This is a genomic window from Kribbella sp. NPDC104740, from assembly GCF_055583505.1.
In genome coordinates this window covers 469,194-487,097 of sequence record NZ_JBVJNV010000006.1, presented here as the reverse complement: position 1 = coordinate 487,097, position 17,904 = coordinate 469,194, and the positions used below count along the sequence as shown (strand labels likewise).

The 17,904-nt window shown below is 69.3% G+C and carries 17 protein-coding genes; 6 read left to right on the top strand and 11 right to left on the bottom strand.

Annotated elements, in window-relative coordinates; all coding sequences use genetic code 11:
• The first annotated feature begins 70 nt into the window (after nt 1-70).
• Entirely contained in the window at nt 71-685 is a 615-nt protein-coding gene (locus ACZ6Z4_RS30295; RefSeq protein WP_465571709.1) for a DUF2867 domain-containing protein, read from the top strand.
• On the opposite strand, the gene ACZ6Z4_RS30290 is transcribed toward ACZ6Z4_RS30295, so the two are convergent.
• A complete protein-coding gene (locus ACZ6Z4_RS30290; protein ID WP_465571704.1) occupies nt 604-1,539 on the bottom strand; it encodes a helix-turn-helix transcriptional regulator in 936 nt (311 codons plus the stop codon). The two genes, ACZ6Z4_RS30295 and ACZ6Z4_RS30290, sit on opposite strands and share 82 nt — an antisense overlap.
• Before the next feature lie 124 nt (nt 1,540-1,663).
• Here ACZ6Z4_RS30290 and ACZ6Z4_RS30285 point away from each other — a divergent pair, with 124 nt between their 5' ends.
• The 4 genes from ACZ6Z4_RS30285 (at nt 1,664) to ACZ6Z4_RS30270 (ending at nt 7,701) form a co-directional block, all read left to right on the top strand.
• Nucleotides 1,664-4,456, top strand: a complete 2,793-nt coding sequence (locus ACZ6Z4_RS30285; RefSeq protein WP_465571700.1) for a family 78 glycoside hydrolase catalytic domain — start codon at nt 1,664-1,666, stop codon at nt 4,454-4,456.
• 20 nt (nt 4,457-4,476) lie between these two features.
• Nucleotides 4,477-5,802 (top strand): ABC transporter substrate-binding protein, encoded by a 1,326-nt coding sequence (locus ACZ6Z4_RS30280; protein ID WP_363677473.1) that lies wholly within the window; start codon nt 4,477-4,479, stop codon nt 5,800-5,802.
• 5 nt (nt 5,803-5,807) lie between these two features.
• Nucleotides 5,808-6,734: a carbohydrate ABC transporter permease gene (locus ACZ6Z4_RS30275; RefSeq protein WP_465571695.1), complete on the top strand. Its 927-nt coding sequence runs from the start codon at nt 5,808-5,810 to the stop codon at nt 6,732-6,734.
• Between the two features lie 118 nt (nt 6,735-6,852).
• Nucleotides 6,853-7,701, top strand: a complete 849-nt coding sequence (locus ACZ6Z4_RS30270; RefSeq protein ID WP_465571692.1) for a carbohydrate ABC transporter permease — start codon at nt 6,853-6,855, stop codon at nt 7,699-7,701.
• Here ACZ6Z4_RS30270 and ACZ6Z4_RS30265 read toward each other — a convergent pair.
• Genes ACZ6Z4_RS30265 through ACZ6Z4_RS30225 form a run of 9 tightly spaced genes read right to left on the bottom strand, consistent with a single transcriptional unit; the run spans nt 7,698 to nt 16,028 of the window.
• Nucleotides 7,698-8,333 carry a class I SAM-dependent methyltransferase gene (locus ACZ6Z4_RS30265; RefSeq protein WP_465571689.1) on the bottom strand — a complete coding sequence of 212 codons (636 nt, stop codon included), beginning with the start codon at nt 8,331-8,333 and terminating at the stop codon, nt 7,698-7,700. The genes ACZ6Z4_RS30270 and ACZ6Z4_RS30265 overlap by 4 nt on opposite strands.
• A 34-nt stretch (nt 8,334-8,367) precedes the next feature.
• Nucleotides 8,368-9,111, bottom strand: a complete 744-nt coding sequence (locus ACZ6Z4_RS30260) for an RraA family protein (RefSeq protein ID WP_363677481.1) — start codon at nt 9,109-9,111, stop codon at nt 8,368-8,370.
• Between the two features lie 12 nt (nt 9,112-9,123).
• Entirely contained in the window at nt 9,124-10,029 is a 906-nt protein-coding gene (locus ACZ6Z4_RS30255; protein WP_465571685.1) for an amidohydrolase family protein, read from the bottom strand.
• The gene (locus ACZ6Z4_RS30250; protein ID WP_465571682.1) at nt 10,026-10,799 is read right to left on the bottom strand and encodes an enoyl-CoA hydratase; all 774 of its coding nucleotides are present in this window, start codon (nt 10,797-10,799) and stop codon (nt 10,026-10,028) included. Before ACZ6Z4_RS30250 ends, ACZ6Z4_RS30255 begins: the two co-directional genes overlap by 4 nt.
• Entirely contained in the window at nt 10,796-12,016 is a 1,221-nt protein-coding gene (locus ACZ6Z4_RS30245; protein WP_465571677.1) for a CaiB/BaiF CoA transferase family protein, read from the bottom strand. Before ACZ6Z4_RS30245 ends, ACZ6Z4_RS30250 begins: the two co-directional genes overlap by 4 nt.
• Before the next feature lie 44 nt (nt 12,017-12,060).
• Nucleotides 12,061-13,395: an ABC transporter substrate-binding protein gene (locus tag ACZ6Z4_RS30240; RefSeq protein WP_465571673.1), complete on the bottom strand. Its 1,335-nt coding sequence runs from the start codon at nt 13,393-13,395 to the stop codon at nt 12,061-12,063.
• Between the two features lie 13 nt (nt 13,396-13,408).
• On the bottom strand, nt 13,409-14,290 hold the full coding sequence (locus tag ACZ6Z4_RS30235; RefSeq protein WP_363677487.1) for a carbohydrate ABC transporter permease: 882 nt from the start codon (nt 14,288-14,290) through the stop codon (nt 13,409-13,411).
• Nucleotides 14,287-15,183 carry a carbohydrate ABC transporter permease gene (locus ACZ6Z4_RS30230; RefSeq protein WP_465571669.1) on the bottom strand — a complete coding sequence of 299 codons (897 nt, stop codon included), beginning with the start codon at nt 15,181-15,183 and terminating at the stop codon, nt 14,287-14,289. The genes ACZ6Z4_RS30235 and ACZ6Z4_RS30230 overlap by 4 nt, the downstream gene beginning before the upstream one ends.
• Complete coding sequence (locus ACZ6Z4_RS30225; protein WP_465571664.1) at nt 15,180-16,028, bottom strand: NAD(P)-dependent oxidoreductase; 849 nt, start codon at nt 16,026-16,028, stop codon at nt 15,180-15,182. Before ACZ6Z4_RS30225 ends, ACZ6Z4_RS30230 begins: the two co-directional genes overlap by 4 nt.
• Before the next feature lie 94 nt (nt 16,029-16,122).
• On the opposite strand from ACZ6Z4_RS30225, the gene ACZ6Z4_RS30220 reads away from it, so the two are divergent.
• Complete coding sequence (locus ACZ6Z4_RS30220) at nt 16,123-16,809, top strand: GntR family transcriptional regulator (protein ID WP_465571661.1); 687 nt, start codon at nt 16,123-16,125, stop codon at nt 16,807-16,809.
• On the opposite strand, the gene ACZ6Z4_RS30215 is transcribed toward ACZ6Z4_RS30220, so the two are convergent.
• Complete coding sequence (locus tag ACZ6Z4_RS30215; protein ID WP_465571658.1) at nt 16,770-17,903, bottom strand: aminotransferase class V-fold PLP-dependent enzyme; 1,134 nt, start codon at nt 17,901-17,903, stop codon at nt 16,770-16,772. The genes ACZ6Z4_RS30220 and ACZ6Z4_RS30215 overlap by 40 nt on opposite strands.
• Nucleotide 17,904 lies beyond the last annotated feature (1 nt).

Sequence of the window (17,904 nt, the reverse complement as noted above, 5' to 3'; positions counted from 1 at the left end):
GATCTATACGGCACCGTACACATCGGTCTACGTTGCTCATATACGGCATCGTATAGAAGGGATCAGCACGATGAGACTCCCGACCGCGGCGCACGCCGACCGGCCCTGGCGGATCCACGAGATCACCGCCGACTTCCAGATCGAGGACGTCTGGGCGCTGCCCACCCCGGGCGGCCCCGACGACTTCCAGCGCCTGATCGCCCAGTTCTCCGAAGCGAACGCCGACACCCCGGAGCTGATGTCGTCGACCATCGGCAAGTTCCTGATGGCCGCCCGCTGGAAGCTCGGCGAGCTGTTCGGCTGGGACAAGGACGGCGAGGGCCTCGGTCGACGCGTCCCCAGCCTGAAGGACCGCCTCCCGGCCGACCTGCGCGACGGCCCGACCGGCCCCGACCTCGACGGCGTTCCGTTCCGCCCGGTGTTCCTGACCGACAACGAGTGGGCCGCCGAGATCGCGAACAGCACGATGCACGGCGTCCTTCACCTCGGCTGGGTCGAGGACGGCGACCACTACCGCGGCCAGATGGCCGTGCTGGTCAAGCCGAACGGCCCGCGCGGTACGGCGTACATGGCGCTGATCAAGCCGTTCCGCTACCTCTGGGTCTACCCCGACCTGCTGCGCACGGTCGGGCGCGGCTGGGAGGCCGGCCGCGGGAACGCCGCGTGGGTGAACCGGGCCCGGTAGTTCGACGCGGTCAGCCCGTAGTGCAGCTTGAAGCGCCGGGCGAAGTAGTTCTGGTCGGGCCAGCCGACCGACTCGGCGATCCGGCTGATCGAGTGGTCGGTGTGCAGCAACAGGTCCGCGGCCAGCTCGACGCGATGCCGTGACAGATAGGCCATCGGCGGCAGTCCCGTCGACGACTTGAACAGCCTGACCAGGTACCCCGGCACCAGGTGCAGCTCCTCCGCGAGCTCGGTCAGCGTCCACTGATGGGCGGGCGCCGCCTCCAGCATCCGCATCGCGGTCAGCACCGCCGGATGGATCTGCGTCTCGCGCCCGACCACGCCGGTCGCGGCGACCGCCCGGGCCAGACAGCTGAGGAACAGCGAGAGTCGCCCGACGATGTCGCCGCGGTGCAGGTGAACCGATTCATGTCGGAGCTCGCCGAGGCCCTGCAGATGCCCGATCGCCTCGGCCAGGGTGACCTCGTCCAGATGCGTGGTCAGGATCCCGCGCCGCTGGGCCGAGAACGGGCCGGTCCAGAGCAGGAACCCGAGCAGCGGGTCCTCGCGCATCCAGGCCAGCTCGCGCTGGATCAGGTCGGCGGAGAAGCAGCAGTTGTAGAGCTCGAGGTCGACGCAGTCGTCGTACGCGTGCCAGACGCCGGGGCGGAGCAGGATCACGTCGCCCACGGTCAGCTCCTGCCGTCCGGACAGGCTCTCGTGGTACCCGGTGCCGCCGGTGATGACGGCGACCTCGAAGAAGCTGTGGGTGTGCACCGGGTGCCCGGTCGGGTGCACGTACGGGCCGGCGTACGCGACGGCACCGTCGACGAAGTGCAGCAGCGTGCGCGTGTTGCCGACCGGCGGATCCTCCATGCCTCAACCTAGGCGGCAAAGTGCGTTTTGTGCTAGGTCCGGTGCACTCCGTTCTAGCGCGCGGACGGCGGCGGCCCCAAGATCGGACCTACCCAATGAATCGTTTCATCCCGCTAGGAGTGCCATGTCGCGATCCGCCGCACCGACACACCTCCGCTTCGACCATCACACCGGCGCCGGCCCGGTCCTCGGGATCAACACCGGCGCACCGCGCCTGTCCTGGCAGGTGCCCTCCGCCGACGCGGACTGGGCGCAGACGGCGTACGAGCTGGAGATCGTCCGGGGCAGCGCGGCCCCGCAGACCCACCTGGTCGAGGCCGCTGATCAGGTCCTGGTCGCGTGGCCCGACGACCCGCTCGGGTCGCGCGAGCAGGCGTCGGTCCGGGTCCGCGTCCGTGGTGTCGAGTGGAGCGACTGGAGCGAGCCCGCGGTGGTCGAGGCCGGGCTGTTGAGCACCGGCGACTGGTCCGCACGGTTCGTCAGCCCGCGCGAGATCGGCGCCCCCGACTCCCCCGCGCCGGTCGTCACCGGCGACTTCGAGCTACCCGAAGGCATCGTCAGCGCCCGCCTGTACGCCACGGCGCACGGCACCTACGTGCCGACGCTGAACGGCAGCCGGGTCGGCGACCACGAGCTCGCGCCGGGCTGGACGGCGTACCAGTTCCGGCTGCGCTACCAGACCTACGACGTCACCGACCTCGTCCGCCCGGGCGCCAACCAGCTCGAGTTCCTGCTCGGCAACGGCTGGTACCGCGGCCGCCTCGGCTTCAAGAACCAGCGCGCCGTGTACGGCGACCGCCTGGCCGTGCTCGCCCAACTGGAGGTGACCACCGGCTCCGGCGAGACGCTCGTGATCGGCTCGGACGGCAGCTGGAGAGCACAAGAGAGCGCGATCACCGCCGACGACCTGTACGACGGCCAGTCGACCGACCTTCGCCGGGCCCCCGGCGCGAGCAGCCCGGTCGACGTGGTCGACGCCGATCTCGGGCTGCTGGTGGCGCCCGACGGTCCGCCGGTCCGGATCACCGACGTGCTGCCGGCCGTGGAGGTCACCACCTCCCCCGCGGGCAAGACCCTGGTCGACTTCGGCCAGAACGTCGTCGGCCGGGTCCGGCTCAAGGTCCGCGGTGGCGCGGCCGGTGACGAGGTCGTGCTCCGGCACGCCGAGGTCCTGGAGAACGGCGAGCTCGGCGTCCGCCCGCTGCGGACGGCGAAGGCGACCGACACCTACCTGCTGGCCGGCCCCGACGAGGTGACCCTCGAGTCCGAGCTGACCTTCCACGGCTTCCGGTACGCCGAGGTGACCGGTGTCAACGATCTCGTTGCCGAGGACATCGAAGCCGTTGTCGTCGGCTCCGATCTCACCCGCACCGGCTGGTTCGAGTCGTCGAACGAGACGCTCGACCGGTTCCACGAGAACGTGGTCTGGGGGATGCGCGGCAACTTCCTCGACGTCCCGACGGACTGCCCGCAGCGTGACGAGCGGCTCGGCTGGACCGGTGACATCCAGGTGTTCTCACCGTCGGCGAGCTTCCTGTTCGACAGCGCCGGGTTCCTCACCAACTGGCTCGCCGACCTGGCCGCCGAGCAGCACGAGGACGGTTCGGTGCCGTACGTGATCCCGGACGTGCTGCGCGACCCCGGTCCGGCGACCGCCGCTTGGGGTGACGCGGCAACGATCGTCCCGTGGGTCGTGTACGAGCGGACCGGCGACGCTGCCCTGCTCGCGCGGCAGCTGCCGAGCATGCGCGCCTGGGTCGACCGGATGGCAGACCTCGCTGGGGACAACCTGTTGTGGACCGGCGGGTTCCAGTTCGGCGACTGGCTCGACCCGACGGCGCCGCCGGACAACGCGTTCGCGGCCAAGGCCGACGCGGACGTGATCGCGACCGCGCACCTGGCTCGCTCCGCCGAGGTGGTCGCCCGGGCGGCCGAGGTCGTCGGCGAGGCCGACATCGCGAGCCGGTACGGCGAGCTGGCCGCCCGCGTCCGGCAGGCATTCGCCGCAGAGTACACGACCGAGGGCGGCCGGGTGCTGAGCGACGCGACGACGACGTACGCGCTGGCCCTGCAGTGGGCGCTGCTGCCGACCACGGAGCAGCGGCAGGGCGCGGCGGCACGGCTCGCCGACCTGGTCCGGACGTCGGGCTTCCGGATCAGCACCGGCTTCGTCGGTACGCCGCTGATGGCCGACGCGCTGGCCGATACCGGACATCCGGACCTCGCGTACCGGCTCCTGCTGCAGACAGGATGCCCGTCCTGGCTGTACGCAGTGACCATGGGCGCGACGACGGTCTGGGAGCGCTGGGACAGCATGCTCCCCGACGGCAGCATCAACCCGGGGCAGATGACCTCGTTCAACCACTACGCCCTCGGCGCGGTGGCCGACTGGATGCACCGCCGGGTCGCCGGCCTCGCACCGGGCGATCCCGGCTACCGCACGATCGTCGTCCACCCGCTCCCGACCGAACGCCTCACCAAGGCGTCGGCGAAGCACCTCACGCCGTACGGCGAAGCGGCGGTCTCCTGGACCCGCGCCGACGGGCAGCTCACCCTCGCCGTCACCGTGCCCGTGGGGTCGACGGCAACGGTTCACGTGCCGGGGGCAACCTCCCCGGAGACCGTTGGACACGGCAACCACGAGTGGACGGTCGCCGACCCGGCCGCCCAGACCCCGGCGCTGCCCGCGAACGCGAGCATCCGGCAGCTGATGGACCATGAGCCGACCTGGGACGCGCTGGTCCGCGCCGCGGTCGACAAGGACGTCGTCGCCGACGACGCCGCGTTCGCCACCCGGCTCACCCGCTACCTCGACCAACCCGCCACCCAGCTCGTCGACGCCGTCAGCCCGCGGGGCTTCTCCCCGTCGGCCGAGGCGCTGCAGGCCGAGCTCGACCGTCTGCTCAACCGCCGATGAAGATCCCCTGGAGGTCACAGATGACGTTCCGCCGCCGTACCTCAGGACTGGCCGTGGTCGCGGCCGCCTCCCTCGCCCTGACCGCCTGCAGTGCGGGCAGTCTCGGCTCCAGCGACGACACGGGCGGCTCCGGCTCGGTCTCCATCACCTACCTCGCCGGCAACCAGGAGCAGGACGTCAAGGAGGCCCAGCAGCTGATCTCGGACTTCACCGCGAAGAACCCCGACGTCACGGTCAAGCTGGAGAGCCGCCCCGGCGGCACCGAGGGCGACAACATCATCAAGACCCGGCTGTCCACCGGCGACATGACGGATGTGTTCAGCTACAACACCGGGTCGCTGTTCCAGGCGATCGCGCCGCAGAAGAACCTGGTGCCGATCGGCGACCAGCCCTACATCAACGACATCGACGAGAACTTCAAGAAGACCGTCACCGCGGGCGACCAGGTGTACGGCGTACCGGCCGGTGGGTTCATGGCCGGCGCGGTGCTCTACAACATCCCGATCTACACCAAGCTCGGGCTGAAGGTGCCGAAGACCTGGGCCGAGTTCATGGCCAACAACGCCAAGATCAAGGCCGCCGGGATCGCGCCGGTGATCCAGACCTACGGCGAGACCTGGACCTCGCAGCTGTTCGTGCTCGGCGACTTCCACAACGTCGCGGCGACCGAGACCGACTTCGCCGAGAAGTACACGAACAACCAGGCCAAGTACGCCACCTCGGCGGCGGCCAAGAAGGGCTTCGAGCACACCGAAGCCGTGCACGACGCCGGGTACCAGAACAAGGACTTCGCCTCGGCGAAGCTGCCCGACGGCCTCCGGATGCTTGCCCAGGGCAAGGGTGCGCACTACCCGATCCTGACCGGTGTGGTGAACGACATGGTCGACACCTACCCGGCCGGCGCCAAGGACGTCGGACTGTTCGCGCTGCCTGGTGACGACGCGAGCACCAACGGCCTGACCGTCTGGACCCCGAACGGCGTCTACATCCCGACCACCACCACCGGCGACAAGCTGGAGGCGGCCAAGAAGTTCCTCGCCTTCGTCGCCAGCCCGGACGGCTGCGCGTCGCTGGCCAAGTCCGGCACCCCGACCGGCCCGTACGCCGTCAAGGGCTGCACGCTGCCTGCCGACGTACCGCAGTCGATCAAGGACATGCAGCCGTACCTGGACAAGCAGGGCGGGTCCAGCCTGGCGCTGGAGTTCCTGTCGCCGGTGAAGGGTCCCTCGCTGGAGCAGATCACCGTCGAGGTCGGCTCGGGCATCCGCAAGGCCCAGGACGGCGCCGCCCGGTACGACGAAGACGTGAAGAAGCAGGCCCAGCAGCTGGGTCTGGCGGGCTGGTGAGCTAGGTGGCGACCACCTCGGTCCGACCACGCGTCAAGGACACTGTCTCCCCGGCCGCTCCGGCGGCCGGGGGGAAGGTCTACTCGCCGTACTCGAACTGGTTCTACCTGCCGGCCGCCGTGATCTACGGCGTGCTGTTCGTCGTCCCGACCTTCGCCTCGCTGTACTTCAGCCTGACCCGGTGGAGCCTGTTCGAGTCCAAGTTCATCGGGCTGGAGAACTTCCAGCTGTTCTTCCAGGAGCCGCAGCTGATCAAGGGCTTCACCAACACGCTGATCTTCGCGGTCGTCACGTCCGGGTCGAAGGTGGTGCTCGGGCTGCTGCTCGCCGTACTGCTGACCTCGCGGATCATCGGCCGCGGGTACCTGCGGTCGGTGGTGTTCTTCCCGGTGCTGGTCAGCACGATCGGCGTCGGGCTGACCTTCACCGTGCTGATGAACCCCGAGCGCGGCCTGATCAACGGCGCGCTCGAGGTGATCGGGATCAGCGGGCCCGGCTGGCTGACCGACCCGAAGTGGGCGCTGCTGTCGGTCGCGCTGGTCGACGTCTGGAAGGGCGTCGGGCTGGCGACGCTGATCTACATCGCCGGGATCGTGTCGATCCCGCGCGAGTACATGGAGGCCGCGCGGGTCGACGGCGCGAGCGCGTTCGAGACGTTCCGGCGGATCGTGCTGCCGCTGTCGCGACCGGCGACGGTGACCGTGATCATCCTGTCGCTGATCGGCGGGCTGCGGTCGTTCGACCTGATCTGGGCGATGACCCGCGGCGGGCCCGGCTTCACCTCCGACGTGATCGCGTCGGTGATCTACAAGCAGTACCAGGCCGGCTTCTACGGGCTGTCGACCGCGGGCAACGTCGTCCTGTTCATCGTGGTGACCGCGGTGGTGCTGCCGCTGTTCTGGTTCCTGAACCGCAAGGAGGTGGAGATGTGAGCACTCTACGAATGCCGTGCCTCCGGCACGGCGCGTCATGGGGCTGTAACTCCCGTCCTTCCCTCGTCGCTCCGGTCGCTTCGCTCCCTCCACTCCTCAGTCCAGGACGGGAGGCCCCATGACGAGCGAGCTGGTCAACCACAAACCCGGCCGCAACTACCTGCTCAGCGCGGTCGCGATCGTCGCGTCGTTCGTGGTGTTCGTGATCCCGTTCGTGTTCATCGTGCTGACCGCGGTCAAGGACCGGCAGCAGTCCGCGCTGCTGGACTTCTCCTGGCCGCACCAGTTCCAGTTCGTCGAGAACTTCGTCGCCGTGGTCAAGGCCCGCGACTACATGCTGGTGATCGCGTTCATCAACTCGACCGTGCTGACCGTGGTCAGCGTCACCGGCATGGTGGTGCTGGCCGCGATGGTCGGGTTCGTGCTGCAACGCCGGCGGTCGCGGTGGAACCCGTTCATCAACTTCATCGTGCTGTCCGGCCTGATCATCCCGCCGGCCGTCGTACCGACGATCTGGGTGCTGCAGGGCCTGCAGCTGTTCCGCACGATGACCGGGCTGATCCTGATCGAGATCGCCTTCGGGCTGTCGTTCTGCATCCTGCTGTTCCGGGCCTTCGTCGCGACCATCCCGCGTGAGCTGGACGAGGCCGCGGTGATCGACGGCGCCGGGCCGCTGCGGCTGTTCTTCCGGGTGATCTTCCCGCTGCTGCGCTCGGTGATCGTGACGGTGGTCGTCGTGCAGTCGGTGAACGTGTTCAACGACTTCGTGAACCCGCTCTACTTCCTGCCCGGCGACCAGAACGCCACCGTCCAGCTGACCCTGTTCAACTTCCAGAGCCAGTTCACCACGCAGTACAACCTGCTGTTCATGAACATCCTGCTGATCACCATCCCGCCGCTGGTGATGTTCCTGTTCTTCAACCGCCAGATCGTCGCGGGGATGACCTCGGGGGCGGTGAAGGGCTAGCTCTTGCGGTAGATGAGGAAGGCCTGGTCCGTCTTCTCGGCCTCCATCGCCGGGCGGGTCAGCCGGGTCACCTCGACGAAGCCGGCCGCGACCAGCAGTTCGTGGATCGCGGCCGGCTCGTACGCGTAGACGTTCAGCTCGATCGGGTGCCCGTAGCCCTGGGTGAGGTGGTACGTGGCGGTGCCCGCCTTGAAGCCGTAGAGGAAGAGGCCGCCCGGCATCAGGACGCGGTGGATCTCGGCGAACGCCTTCGGGAGATCCTCCAGCGGGGTGTGCACGAGCGAGTAGAAGGACAGCGCGCCGGCCAGCTCGTTGGCGGGCAGCGGCAGGTCGAGCAGCGAGCCGACCTCGAAGCGCAGGTCGGAGTACTCGTTCTTCGCGAAGTCGACCATCGCCGGGGACAGATCCATCCCGAAGGCGTCCATGCCGAGCTCAGCCAGGTACGCCGTGACGTGGCCCGGGCCGCAGCCCAGGTCGCCGACCAGCCCGGCGTCACCGGCGGCCAGCAGGTCGCCGTACAGGGTGAGCACGGCGCGATGGTGCGGGTCGTCGAACCGCGGTGCCACGAGCTTGTGGTAGTCGGCGGCGACGGTGTCGTAGGAGTTCCGGGTGTTCTCCAGGTACGAGGTCATGGCCCGGGACCCTAACCGTCACCGCCGACAGTTCTCACACCCCGTCGTAGTACGCCTCGATCGCCGCGTGGTCGACCGAGCTGTCGGGCTTCATCCCCAGCGACTCGTACTTCTTCCGCCGCGCCCGCATGTCGGCCAGCAGGATGGCCCGGGCGTGCACCGCGACCTCCTCGGCGACCTCCGCCGGGACCACGATCACCCCGTCGTCGTCACACCCGATCATGTCGCCGGGGCTGACCTGCGTCCCGCCGCACGCGATCGTCGCCTGCGTCTCGACGACCTTGATCCGCCCCGGGATGATCGTCCGCCCACGCGCCCGCGAGCAGATCGGCGTCCGCTGCGCGGCGATCTCCGCGGTGTCGCGGCAGTACCCGTCGGTGACGATCCCGGCCGCGCCGTTCTGCACCGCGCCCATCCCGTTCTCCGAGCCCCAGAACCCGACCTCCTTCCCGCCGCCGGCGTCCATCACCACCACGTGCCCCGGCGCGAGGTCGCCCGGCAGCTTCACATTGCCGGTCTCCTCGAACCAGATCCGGTGCGCCTCGACGATGTCCTGGGTGCTGTCCAGCTTCCACATCGGCCGGTTCGACGGCACCGCGCGGATGGTCGCCGCCGGCCCCCAGAACTTCATCCCCAGCCACAGCGGCCGGACGTCCGGCGACATCAGCCCGATGTCGAAGTACCCGATCCCGTCCAGCGCGTCGGCGACGTCCACCACCCGCAGATGCCGGTACAAGCTGCTCAGATCGTCGGCCCTGGCTGTCTCGGTCACTGTCATCTGGATGACCTTTCAGTTGATCCGGTAGTAGTCGGCGGCCGTACCTCCGAGCACGGCCGCGAGTTCGTCCCCGTCCTGCAGCACCTGTTCGAGCGCGCCCCGCAGGCTTCGCCACGCTTCTCCGTACGACGCCCGCAGCAGCACCACGGGCCAGTTGCTCGCCACCATCAGCCGCCGAGCCCCGAAGCACTCGACGACCCACGCCAGATACCGCCCGATGTCCGGCCACTCGTCCAGCTCGGTCAACAGGTCGATCCCCAGCGAAACCTTCATCCCCACTTGCGGACAGGCGGCCAACTCCCGCACCTGCCCCGCCCACGGCTCCCATCCCCCGCTGTCGATCGGAGGCCGGCCCAGGTGGTCGACCACAATCCGCAGCTCAGGCACGGCGTCGGCAAGCTGAAGCACCGCCTTGGTCTGCTCGGCGGTCACGGGCACCACATCCCAGGCGATCCCCGCGGAGGCCAGCTCCCGAAAGAGGCCGACCGACTCCCCCAGCCACTCCATCGGGTCACGCCCCACCAGACACCGCACCCCGCTGAACACCCCAGCGAATCCCTGCAACTCAGCGGGCAGACTGAGGGGGGAGGAGCCGCCGCCCCCGGCTTCGCTTCGCTCGCCGGAGATGGTCGCCGCCACCCGTGCGATCTCCTCGCGTGCTGCCTTCGGGTCGGACAGCGGCAGCCAGCCCACCACCGCACCCACGTACGGTGTACGCGCGTACTCCAGCAGGCGATCGTTCTCGGCTGGTTCGTCGACCGACTGGATCAGGACCGTGCGGTCGACTCCCGCTGCGGTCAGCTCCACCGACAGGTCCTCAGGCGTGTAGTCGCGGGCGATCGCGCCGTGGCGGTCGTCTCGCCAGGGCTGCTCTTGCGCGGCCAGGTGCCAGAAGTGGTGATGGGCGTCGACGATCATCGGCCCTCCCACTCGATGTCCTCATGGGCCAGGAACGCCTTCACCCCGGCCTGGAAGTCTCGGCTGGCGTAGACCTCGGCCAGGACGTCCTCGCCGTCGGTGAAAGCACCGTCGCGGAGGATTCGGCGGTCGAACTCCTTCATCGAGGCGAGGGTCAGCGGGGCGTTCGCGCAGATCACCGCGAGGAGCTTCTCGACGCGGTCGTCGAGATCCTCGCGTTCGATGACCTCCGCGACGAAGCCTGCGATGGCGCCCTCCGACGCGGGCATCAGCCCGGCGGTGAGGAGCAGAGCCATCGTGCGTCCGGCGCCGAGGCGTTGCTGGAGGCGGGCGATGACCAACGGCGGGAGCGTGTTGCCGAGCGTCCGGGCGACCGGCGCACCGAAGACCGCGTCGGGGGTGGCGACGACCAGGTCGCAGCAGGCGGCCAGCGCCAGGCCGGCGCCGACCGCTGGGCCCTGGACGACGCCGACGACCGGGACGCGGACGCGCAGGAAGCTCGTCAGGACCGACGCGATGCGGCGCTCGTACTCGACGCCCTGCTCCCCCGTCGTGAAGTCGGCGAACTGCCGGATGTCGGTGCCCGCCGCGAAGGCCTTGCCGCCCGCGCCGCGCAGTACGACCACCCGGATCCCGCGGTCCTTCTCGACCAGCGACTCGATGGTCGAGAGACCGTCGTACATCTCCCACGTGATCGCGTTCCGGCGCTCGATGTTGGCCAGCGTGAGCCGGAGAATCGCGCCGTCGCGGTCGATCTCGAGCGCGCTCATGCGCCGGTCCCCTCGTCGAGGCGCGGCGACAGCTCGCCCAGCACCTCGTCGGTGTGCTCGCCGAGCAGCGGTGGGTGCCGCCTGATCCGCGCCGGCGTCCCGCTCAGCTTCACCGGCGAGCCCAGCACCCGCACCTTCCCCTCGACCGGGTGGTCGATCTCCTGCACCATCTCGCGGGCCCGCACGTGCGGGTCCTCGTCCAGCACGTACCGGTAGTCCCTGATCGGACCAGCCGGTACGCCGGCCGCCAGCAACCGCGTGACCCACTCGTCGGTGGTCGCGGTGGCCAGCCTTTCCTCCAGTACGCCGGCCAGCTGGTCGCGGTGCGCCATCCGGTCGGTGTTGGTCGCGAAGCGTTCGTCGGTGAGCAAGTCGGTGACCTCCAGAGCGGTACAGAGTCGTTGCCAAAGGCGCTCGTTGTTCGCCCCCAGCGTGAGGTGACCGTCCTTCGTCCGCAACGCCTGGTACGGCGCCGACATCCGGTTCGCCGAGCCGAGCGGCTGCGGAACGGTCCCGGTGGCCCAGTACTCGGTCGACTCCCAGACCGACATCGCGAGCGCCGCCTCGAACAACGACGTCTCGACGTACTGACCCTCGCCGGTGCGTTCCCGCGCGTGCACGGCGGCGACGATGCCGAATGCGCAGAACAGCCCAGCGCCCAGGTCGCCGACCGGCAGGCCCGATTTCACCGGCGGACCGCCGGGCTCGCCCGTGATGCTCATCACGCCGGACATCGCCTGGGCGATCAGGTCGTAGCCGGGGCGGTCGGCGTACGGGCCGGTCTGGCCGAAGCCGGAGACGCTGGCGTAGATCAGCCGCGGGTTGAGCGCGGCGAGCGTCGGGTAGTCGACGCCGAGCCGCGCGGTCACGCCGGGGCGGAAGTTCTCCACCACCACGTCGGCGCTCAGCACGAGCCGCCGGAACGACGCGAGATCGTCGGCCGATTTCAGGTCCAGTACGACGCTGCGCTTGTTGCGGTTGAGCGCGAGGAAGGCGCGGCTGTCCTCGCCGTGCACCGCGTAGCCCCAGGACCGGCGGGTCTGGTCGCCGGTCGCCGGGTTCTCGATCTTGATCACGTCCGCGCCCAGGTCGGCGAGCAGCATCGTGCAGAACGGCCCGGCCATCACCTGCGTCAGGTCGAGCACCCGCAACCCGTCGAGCGCACCCGGCGGCCCGGCGGCCGCAGCGGGCTCGCCGCCAACCGGCGCAGCTCCCACGGCCGCAGCGTCCGGCCTCCCAGCGTCCCCCGCAGCGAAGCTCATCAGCCGCCCAGTCCGGCGTTCGCCTCGGTGAAGAACGAGTCGGCCGCCTGCTGCACGGTCTTCTTCCCGAACGCGATCTCCTCGTACGCCCGCGTGTAGGCCTTCTCGAACGTCGCCTGGTACCCCGGCGGGTACAGGATCGTCGGCGGCTTCTTGGCCACGATCTGCGCGTACAGCTCCAGCTCGTGCTTCTTCAGCGCCGGCAGCGCCGGATCGTCGATCTGTGCCTGCAGCACCTTCTGGTTCGTCGCCGCACCGTTGTCCGACTTGAACGACTTGCCGGCCTCGAGGTCGTTGGTGAAGAAGTCGATGAACGCCGCCGCCGTCGGCACGTTGTCGCAGTTCGTCGGAATCGCGAACCCGGAGGTGAAGATCGCGTTGCCCGACCCGCTCGGACCGGACGGCATCGGCAGCGTGTTCAGCTTCTGCCCGCCGGCCTTGCCCGCGAGCGTCGCCGACGCCGGCGTCAGCGCGTTGCCCGGCATGCTGTCGGTCATCACGCGCCCCTGCGCGATGAAGTTCTGCTCGGCGCCCTCCGGCTCGTCGGCCTGCGCGTCCGCGCCCATCGTGACGCCGTCCTTGCGCAGCTTCTCCCACATGGTCCAGTACTCGACCAGCGACTCCTTGGTGAAGCCGAGCTTGCCGTCGTCGGTGAACAGCTGCTTGCCGTTGGCCAGCTGGTAGGCGATGAAGTAGTTCGGTACGCCGCCGCGCGAGCCCGACGCGAACACGCCCTCGGGCAGCTTGCCCTTGGCCGACGCGATCCAGTCGGTGTACTGCTGCCAGTCGTACCCCTCCTTGGGCAGCCCGATCCCGGCCTGCTGCGCGAGCGTCTCGTTGACGCCGACCGCGTCGTACGCCGCGCCGTACGGCAGGAAGTAGAGCTTCCCGTCCGGCCCGCGTCCGGTGTCGATGACCTCCTTCGGGATGTCGTCGACCTTGATCGCGCCGGACTCGATCATCGGGTCGAGCGGCAGCAGCACCTTGCGCTTGGTGTAGTCGTTGAGCTGCCGGCCCTGCAGCTGCATCACGCAGGGCAGCGTCTTGCTGGAGGCCTGGATGTTCAGCTTGTTGAAGTAGTTCCCGAAGTCGGCGTTCTGCCGGTCGATGCTGACGCCGGGGTGCGCCTTGACGAACATGTCCGCGACCGCGTTCGTCTTCGCCGCCCGGCTGGCGCCGCCCCAGAAGGTCAGCTGCAGGCTGCCGGTCACCTCGCCCTTGCCGTCCTGGCCGCCGCTCGCGCCGCCGCCGGTGTCACCGACCGACGTACCGTTGCAGCCCGCAACCACCATCAGGGCGGCCGAGGCCAGCGCCGCCGTACTCAGTCTTCTCATCGCAGATCTCCAGTCACTTGAGGCCGGTGGTGGCGACGCCCTCGATCAGCAGCTTTTGCGCCCCCAGGAAGAAGCCGACGATCGGGGCCAGGGCGAGCGTGGACATCGCGAACAGCGAGCCGTACGCCGATTCGCCGGTGACGTCCAGGAACGAGTTGAGTCCGAGCGAGACCGTCCACAGCTCGGGCCGGTTCAGGTAGAGCAGCGGGCCGAGGAAGTCGTTCCAGCTGTTGATGAAGGTGAACAGCGCGGTGGTGCCGAGCGCCGGCAACGCCAGCGGCAGGATGATCCGGCTGAACGTGCGCCAGTGCCCGCAGCCGTCGATCCGGGCCGCGTCGTCGAGCTCGCGCGGCAGCGTCCGGATGAACTGGACCATCAGGAAGATGAAGAACGCCTCGACGCCGAGCCACTTGGGCACCACCAGCGGCAGGTAGGTGTTCATCCAGGCCAGCTCGTTGAACAGGATGTACTGCGGCACCAAAGTAACGTGGTAGGGCAACAACATCGTTGCCAGCAGCACCCCGAACAGGGTCCGCTTCAACGGGAAGTCCAGCCGCGCGAACGCGTACGCCGTCAGCGAGCAGGAGAACAGGTTGCCCGCGATCGACAGCCCGGTGATCGCGACCGAGTTCAGGAAGTACCGGGAGAAGTCGAGCTGCCCGGCGCTCCAGCCGTGCTTGTAGTTGTCCAGCGTGTAGTTCTTCGAGAACAGCCCGAGGCTGTTCATCACCTCGGCCGACGGCCGGAACGACGCCGCGACCATCCAGACCACCGGGTACAGCATCACGATCAGGACGCCGATCAGCAGCGCGTGCCGGAGCAGCCCGATCACCAGCGGGTTCCGCGTCGTGCGCCGGCCGAAGAACGGCCGGGCGCCGACCGACACGGCGGTCATCGCTCGTCCCCGTAGTACACCCACCGCTTGGCGGTCAGGAACAGGAACCCGGTGAACAGCCCCAGGACGACGACCAGCACCCACGCCATCGCCGACGCGTAGCCCATCTTCAGCTCCGCGAAGCCCTGCTGGTACAGGTACAGCGTGTAGAACAGCGTGGAGTCGGCCGGCCCACCAGAGCCCCGGCTGACCACGAACGCGCCGGTGAAGACCTGGAACGCGTGGATCGTGTCGAGCAGCAGGTTGAAGAAGATCAGCGGTGTCATCAGCGGCAGCGTGACGCTGAAGAACCGGCGGACCGGCCCGGCACCGTCGACCGCGGCCGCTTCGTGCAGCTCGGCCGGGACCTGCCGCAGCCCGGCCAGGAAGATGATCATCGTCGCGCCGAACGCCCAGAGGTTCAGCGTCACGATCGTCCACAACGCCGTACCGGGACTGCCGACCCAGCTGCCGTGGGTGATGCCGAACAGGCTGAGCACCTGGTTCACCAGCCCGGTGCTGCCGAACATCTGCCGCCAGAGCACCGCGATCGCGACGCTCGCGCCCATCAGCGACGGCAGGTAGAACAGCGCCCGGTAGCCCGACAGGAACTTGATGCCCTTGTTGAGCAGCAGCGCCAGGACCATCGAGACGATCAGCAGCAGCGGCACCGAGACGACGACGTAGATCAGCGTGACCTTCACCGACGACAGGTAGCGCGGGTCGGCGGTGAACATCCGCTGGAAGTTGTCGAGGCCGATCCAGCGCGGCGCGCTGAGCAGGTCGTAGCTGGTGAACGCCAGGTACGCCGAGTACAGCATCGGCCCCAGCGTGAGCAGCACGATGCCGACCAGCCACGGGCTCAGGAACAGGTACGCCGTCAGCCCTTCGCGGCCGGTCCGCGTGTTCTTCATCGGTCGCTCTTCCGCGCGTGGGCCTCGACCTCGTCGGCCAGGTGCTGCGCGAGCAGACCGGCCACCGGCACCTGTACGTCGGACTCGCGCGCTGCCGCGACGATGTCCCAGAGGTCCTTGCTCCACGGCCGGTTCCGCACCGGCGTTCCCGCCGCGTCGTACGCGGCGGCGACCCGGTCGAAGAAGCCCCAGTTCCGGGTGATCCAGGAGTCGCCGGTGCTCGTGGACACCGCGTCGAGCACAGCCTGCTCCGGTACGCCGTACGCACCGGCCAGTGCGAGGCCTTCCTGCACGCCGGCGAGCGCCGCGAACATCATCAGCTGGTTCGCGAGCTTCACCGCCGCGCCCGCGCCCGCGGGCCCGACGTGAAGGATGCTGTCGGCAACGGACTCGAGGACCGGGCGGGCTTGGTCGAGCACCTCGGCGCGGCCGCCGGCCATCACCGTGAGAGAACCAGACAGCGCTCTCTCCGCTCCCCCGCTGACCGGTACGTCGAGCAGCCCGACGCCGCGGGCCTCCGCCTGCAGCGCCAGCTGCTTAGCCGTCGCCGGGAGAATCGTGCTGTGGATCAGCACGACCGATCCCGCGGCCAGCAGCGGGATCAGTTCGGTCAGGATCTCGGTGACCGCCTCGTCGTCAGGAACAGCCAGTGCGACCGCCGCACACTCACTCAAGTCAGCGGGTCCATCGGCCAGTTCCGCGTCCAGATCGGCAGCACGCGCGGAATCCTGGTCGTACACCTTCAGCGACCATCCCGCCCGCCGCAAGGACTCCGCCATCGGCCGGCCCAGATTGCCCAGTCCCACGAAGCCGATCGGGTGTTCTCGGTTGATGTCTTGGGCCACGAACGCGCCTCCAGTTCGTCCCGGCATCCGTCTATGAACTATTGTCTACAATAGATAGTCGACGCCCACAAGACTTCGGGGAACAATGACGCCCATGACAGAGCACCAACTCGAATCGCCCAGCCTGGTCCAGCTCGCCGCCAACGCGATCCGGCGGATGATCCTGGCCGGGGAGCTGGCCGAGGGCGAGCGGCTGATCGAGGAGCGACTGACCGAGCAGCTCGGGATCAGCCGCCCTCCCCTGCGTGAGGCGCTGCGCGTGCTGGAGCAGGAAGGCCTGATCGTCACCAAGCCGCGGCGCGGTTCGACGGTCGCGACCCTGACCGATCAGGACGTCTTCGAGATCCTCACCCTGCGCTCAGCCCTGGAGCGGCTGGCGGTCGAGCTCGGCGTACCGGTGCAGGTCCCCGAGCGGCTGAAGGTCGCGCAGGACGCGCTCCTGGAGATGGAACGCTGCGCGTCCGCCGAAGACCGCGGCAGCCTCGTCCAAGCGGGCTACCGCTTCCACTCCTCACTCGTCGCGCTGGCCGGTCACCGCCGGCTCGAGGAGGCGTACGCGTCGGTGCAGCAGCAGTTGCTGCTCTGCATGGCCCGCAACCTGTACGCCCGGGAGCACTTCTACGAGGACCTGCACGAGCACGTCGCCCGGCACCGCAAGCTGCTCGACCTGGTCGAGGCCGGTGACCCGGCCGCGGTCCTGGCCGAGCTGGCGGTGCACGGGGAGCGCTCGTTCAGCGAGATTCAGAGCAACGTCGGCAGCCGCGAGGCCAGCAGCTCGTAGTCGCGCAGGCTGTTGTAGGCGTGCGCCGACAGCCGCACGAAGACCCGGTCGTCGAACCCGGTCAGCGTGATCTCGGCCTTCAGCTCGCGCGACACCTTGATCTTGAACTCCTCGGCCGCGTTCGGCGACCGGGTGACGTCGAACGGGATCCCGACCAGCCGCATCGTCGCCGCCGGGTGGGCGACGTCGGGCAGGTCGGAGCCGAGCGCCTTGGCCAGGATCTGCGCGCCCTCCTCGACCAGCGTGGTCAGCTGCGGACGCCGGACCGGCCAGTCGAGCTCGGCCAGCACCCGCAGCGACTCCGGCGCCGCGATCCAGGTCGCGTAGTCGTAGGTGCCCTGCATGTCGAAGCGTTCCGGCAGGCGTTCTTCGTACTCCGACCAGGAAACGATCAGCGGCATCGTCGCCGCCCGCCACTTCTCGGCGACGACCAGGCCCGCGGTACCGCGGGGCGTGGCCGGCCACTTGTGGAAGTTGCCGGTCCAGAAGTCGGCGCCGTCCTCGGCCGGCTCGTCGATCAGCGCCGGAGCGTGCGCGCCGTCGACGATCAGCGGGATGTCCCCGCACGCCTCGGCGAGCCGCCGGATCGGGAACACCATCGCGGTGCCCGAGCTGATCTGGTCGACGATCAGCGCCGCGGTCCGCTCGTCCAGCGCGGCGCCGACGGCCGCGACGATCGTGTCGTCGTCGGCCTCCAGCGGCACGTGGACGATCACCACCTCGGCCTGGCGGGCCCGGGCGATCCGCTCGGCGGCGTACCGGACGGCGCCGTAGATGTGGTCGGTCAGGACGATCCGGCTGCCGGGCGGGATCGGGATCGCGGCCAGTGCGGCGGTGACGCCGGCGCTGGCGTTCGGGACCAGCGCGAAGCCGGCCGGGTCGGTGCCGAGGAACGCGGCGAGCTCCAGGCGGCTCGTGGTCAGCCGGTCGGCGACCGAGCGGAACCAGAGCATCGTGTTGGCCTCGGTCTCGGTCCGCAGCCTGGCCAGCAGCTCCTGGGTCCGGCGCGGGACCGCACCGTAGGAGCCGTGGTTCAGGTGCAGGACCTCGGGGTCGAGGGACCACAGGTCGGGGCGGGGGCTGAGATCCGTCACC

What these genes read in the sequence shown, in the direction of transcription:
- ACZ6Z4_RS30295 (WP_465571709.1), top strand. Translation starts at nt 71, where the DNA reads ATGAGACTCCCGACCGCGGCGCACGCCGACCGGCCCTGGCGGATCCAC.
- ACZ6Z4_RS30290 (WP_465571704.1), bottom strand. Translation starts at nt 1,539, where the DNA reads ATGGAGGATCCGCCGGTCGGCAACACGCGCACGCTGCTGCACTTCGTC.
- ACZ6Z4_RS30285 (WP_465571700.1), top strand. Translation starts at nt 1,664, where the DNA reads ATGTCGCGATCCGCCGCACCGACACACCTCCGCTTCGACCATCACACC.
- ACZ6Z4_RS30280 (WP_363677473.1), top strand. Translation starts at nt 4,477, where the DNA reads ATGACGTTCCGCCGCCGTACCTCAGGACTGGCCGTGGTCGCGGCCGCC.
- ACZ6Z4_RS30270 (WP_465571692.1), top strand. Translation starts at nt 6,853, where the DNA reads ATGACGAGCGAGCTGGTCAACCACAAACCCGGCCGCAACTACCTGCTC.
- ACZ6Z4_RS30265 (WP_465571689.1), bottom strand. Translation starts at nt 8,333, where the DNA reads ATGACCTCGTACCTGGAGAACACCCGGAACTCCTACGACACCGTCGCC.
- ACZ6Z4_RS30260 (WP_363677481.1), bottom strand. Translation starts at nt 9,111, where the DNA reads ATGACAGTGACCGAGACAGCCAGGGCCGACGATCTGAGCAGCTTGTAC.
- ACZ6Z4_RS30255 (WP_465571685.1), bottom strand. Translation starts at nt 10,029, where the DNA reads ATGATCGTCGACGCCCATCACCACTTCTGGCACCTGGCCGCGCAAGAG.
- ACZ6Z4_RS30250 (WP_465571682.1), bottom strand. Translation starts at nt 10,799, where the DNA reads ATGAGCGCGCTCGAGATCGACCGCGACGGCGCGATTCTCCGGCTCACG.
- ACZ6Z4_RS30240 (WP_465571673.1), bottom strand. Translation starts at nt 13,395, where the DNA reads ATGAGAAGACTGAGTACGGCGGCGCTGGCCTCGGCCGCCCTGATGGTG.
- ACZ6Z4_RS30235 (WP_363677487.1), bottom strand. Translation starts at nt 14,290, where the DNA reads ATGACCGCCGTGTCGGTCGGCGCCCGGCCGTTCTTCGGCCGGCGCACG.
- ACZ6Z4_RS30230 (WP_465571669.1), bottom strand. Translation starts at nt 15,183, where the DNA reads ATGAAGAACACGCGGACCGGCCGCGAAGGGCTGACGGCGTACCTGTTC.
- ACZ6Z4_RS30220 (WP_465571661.1), top strand. Translation starts at nt 16,123, where the DNA reads ATGACAGAGCACCAACTCGAATCGCCCAGCCTGGTCCAGCTCGCCGCC.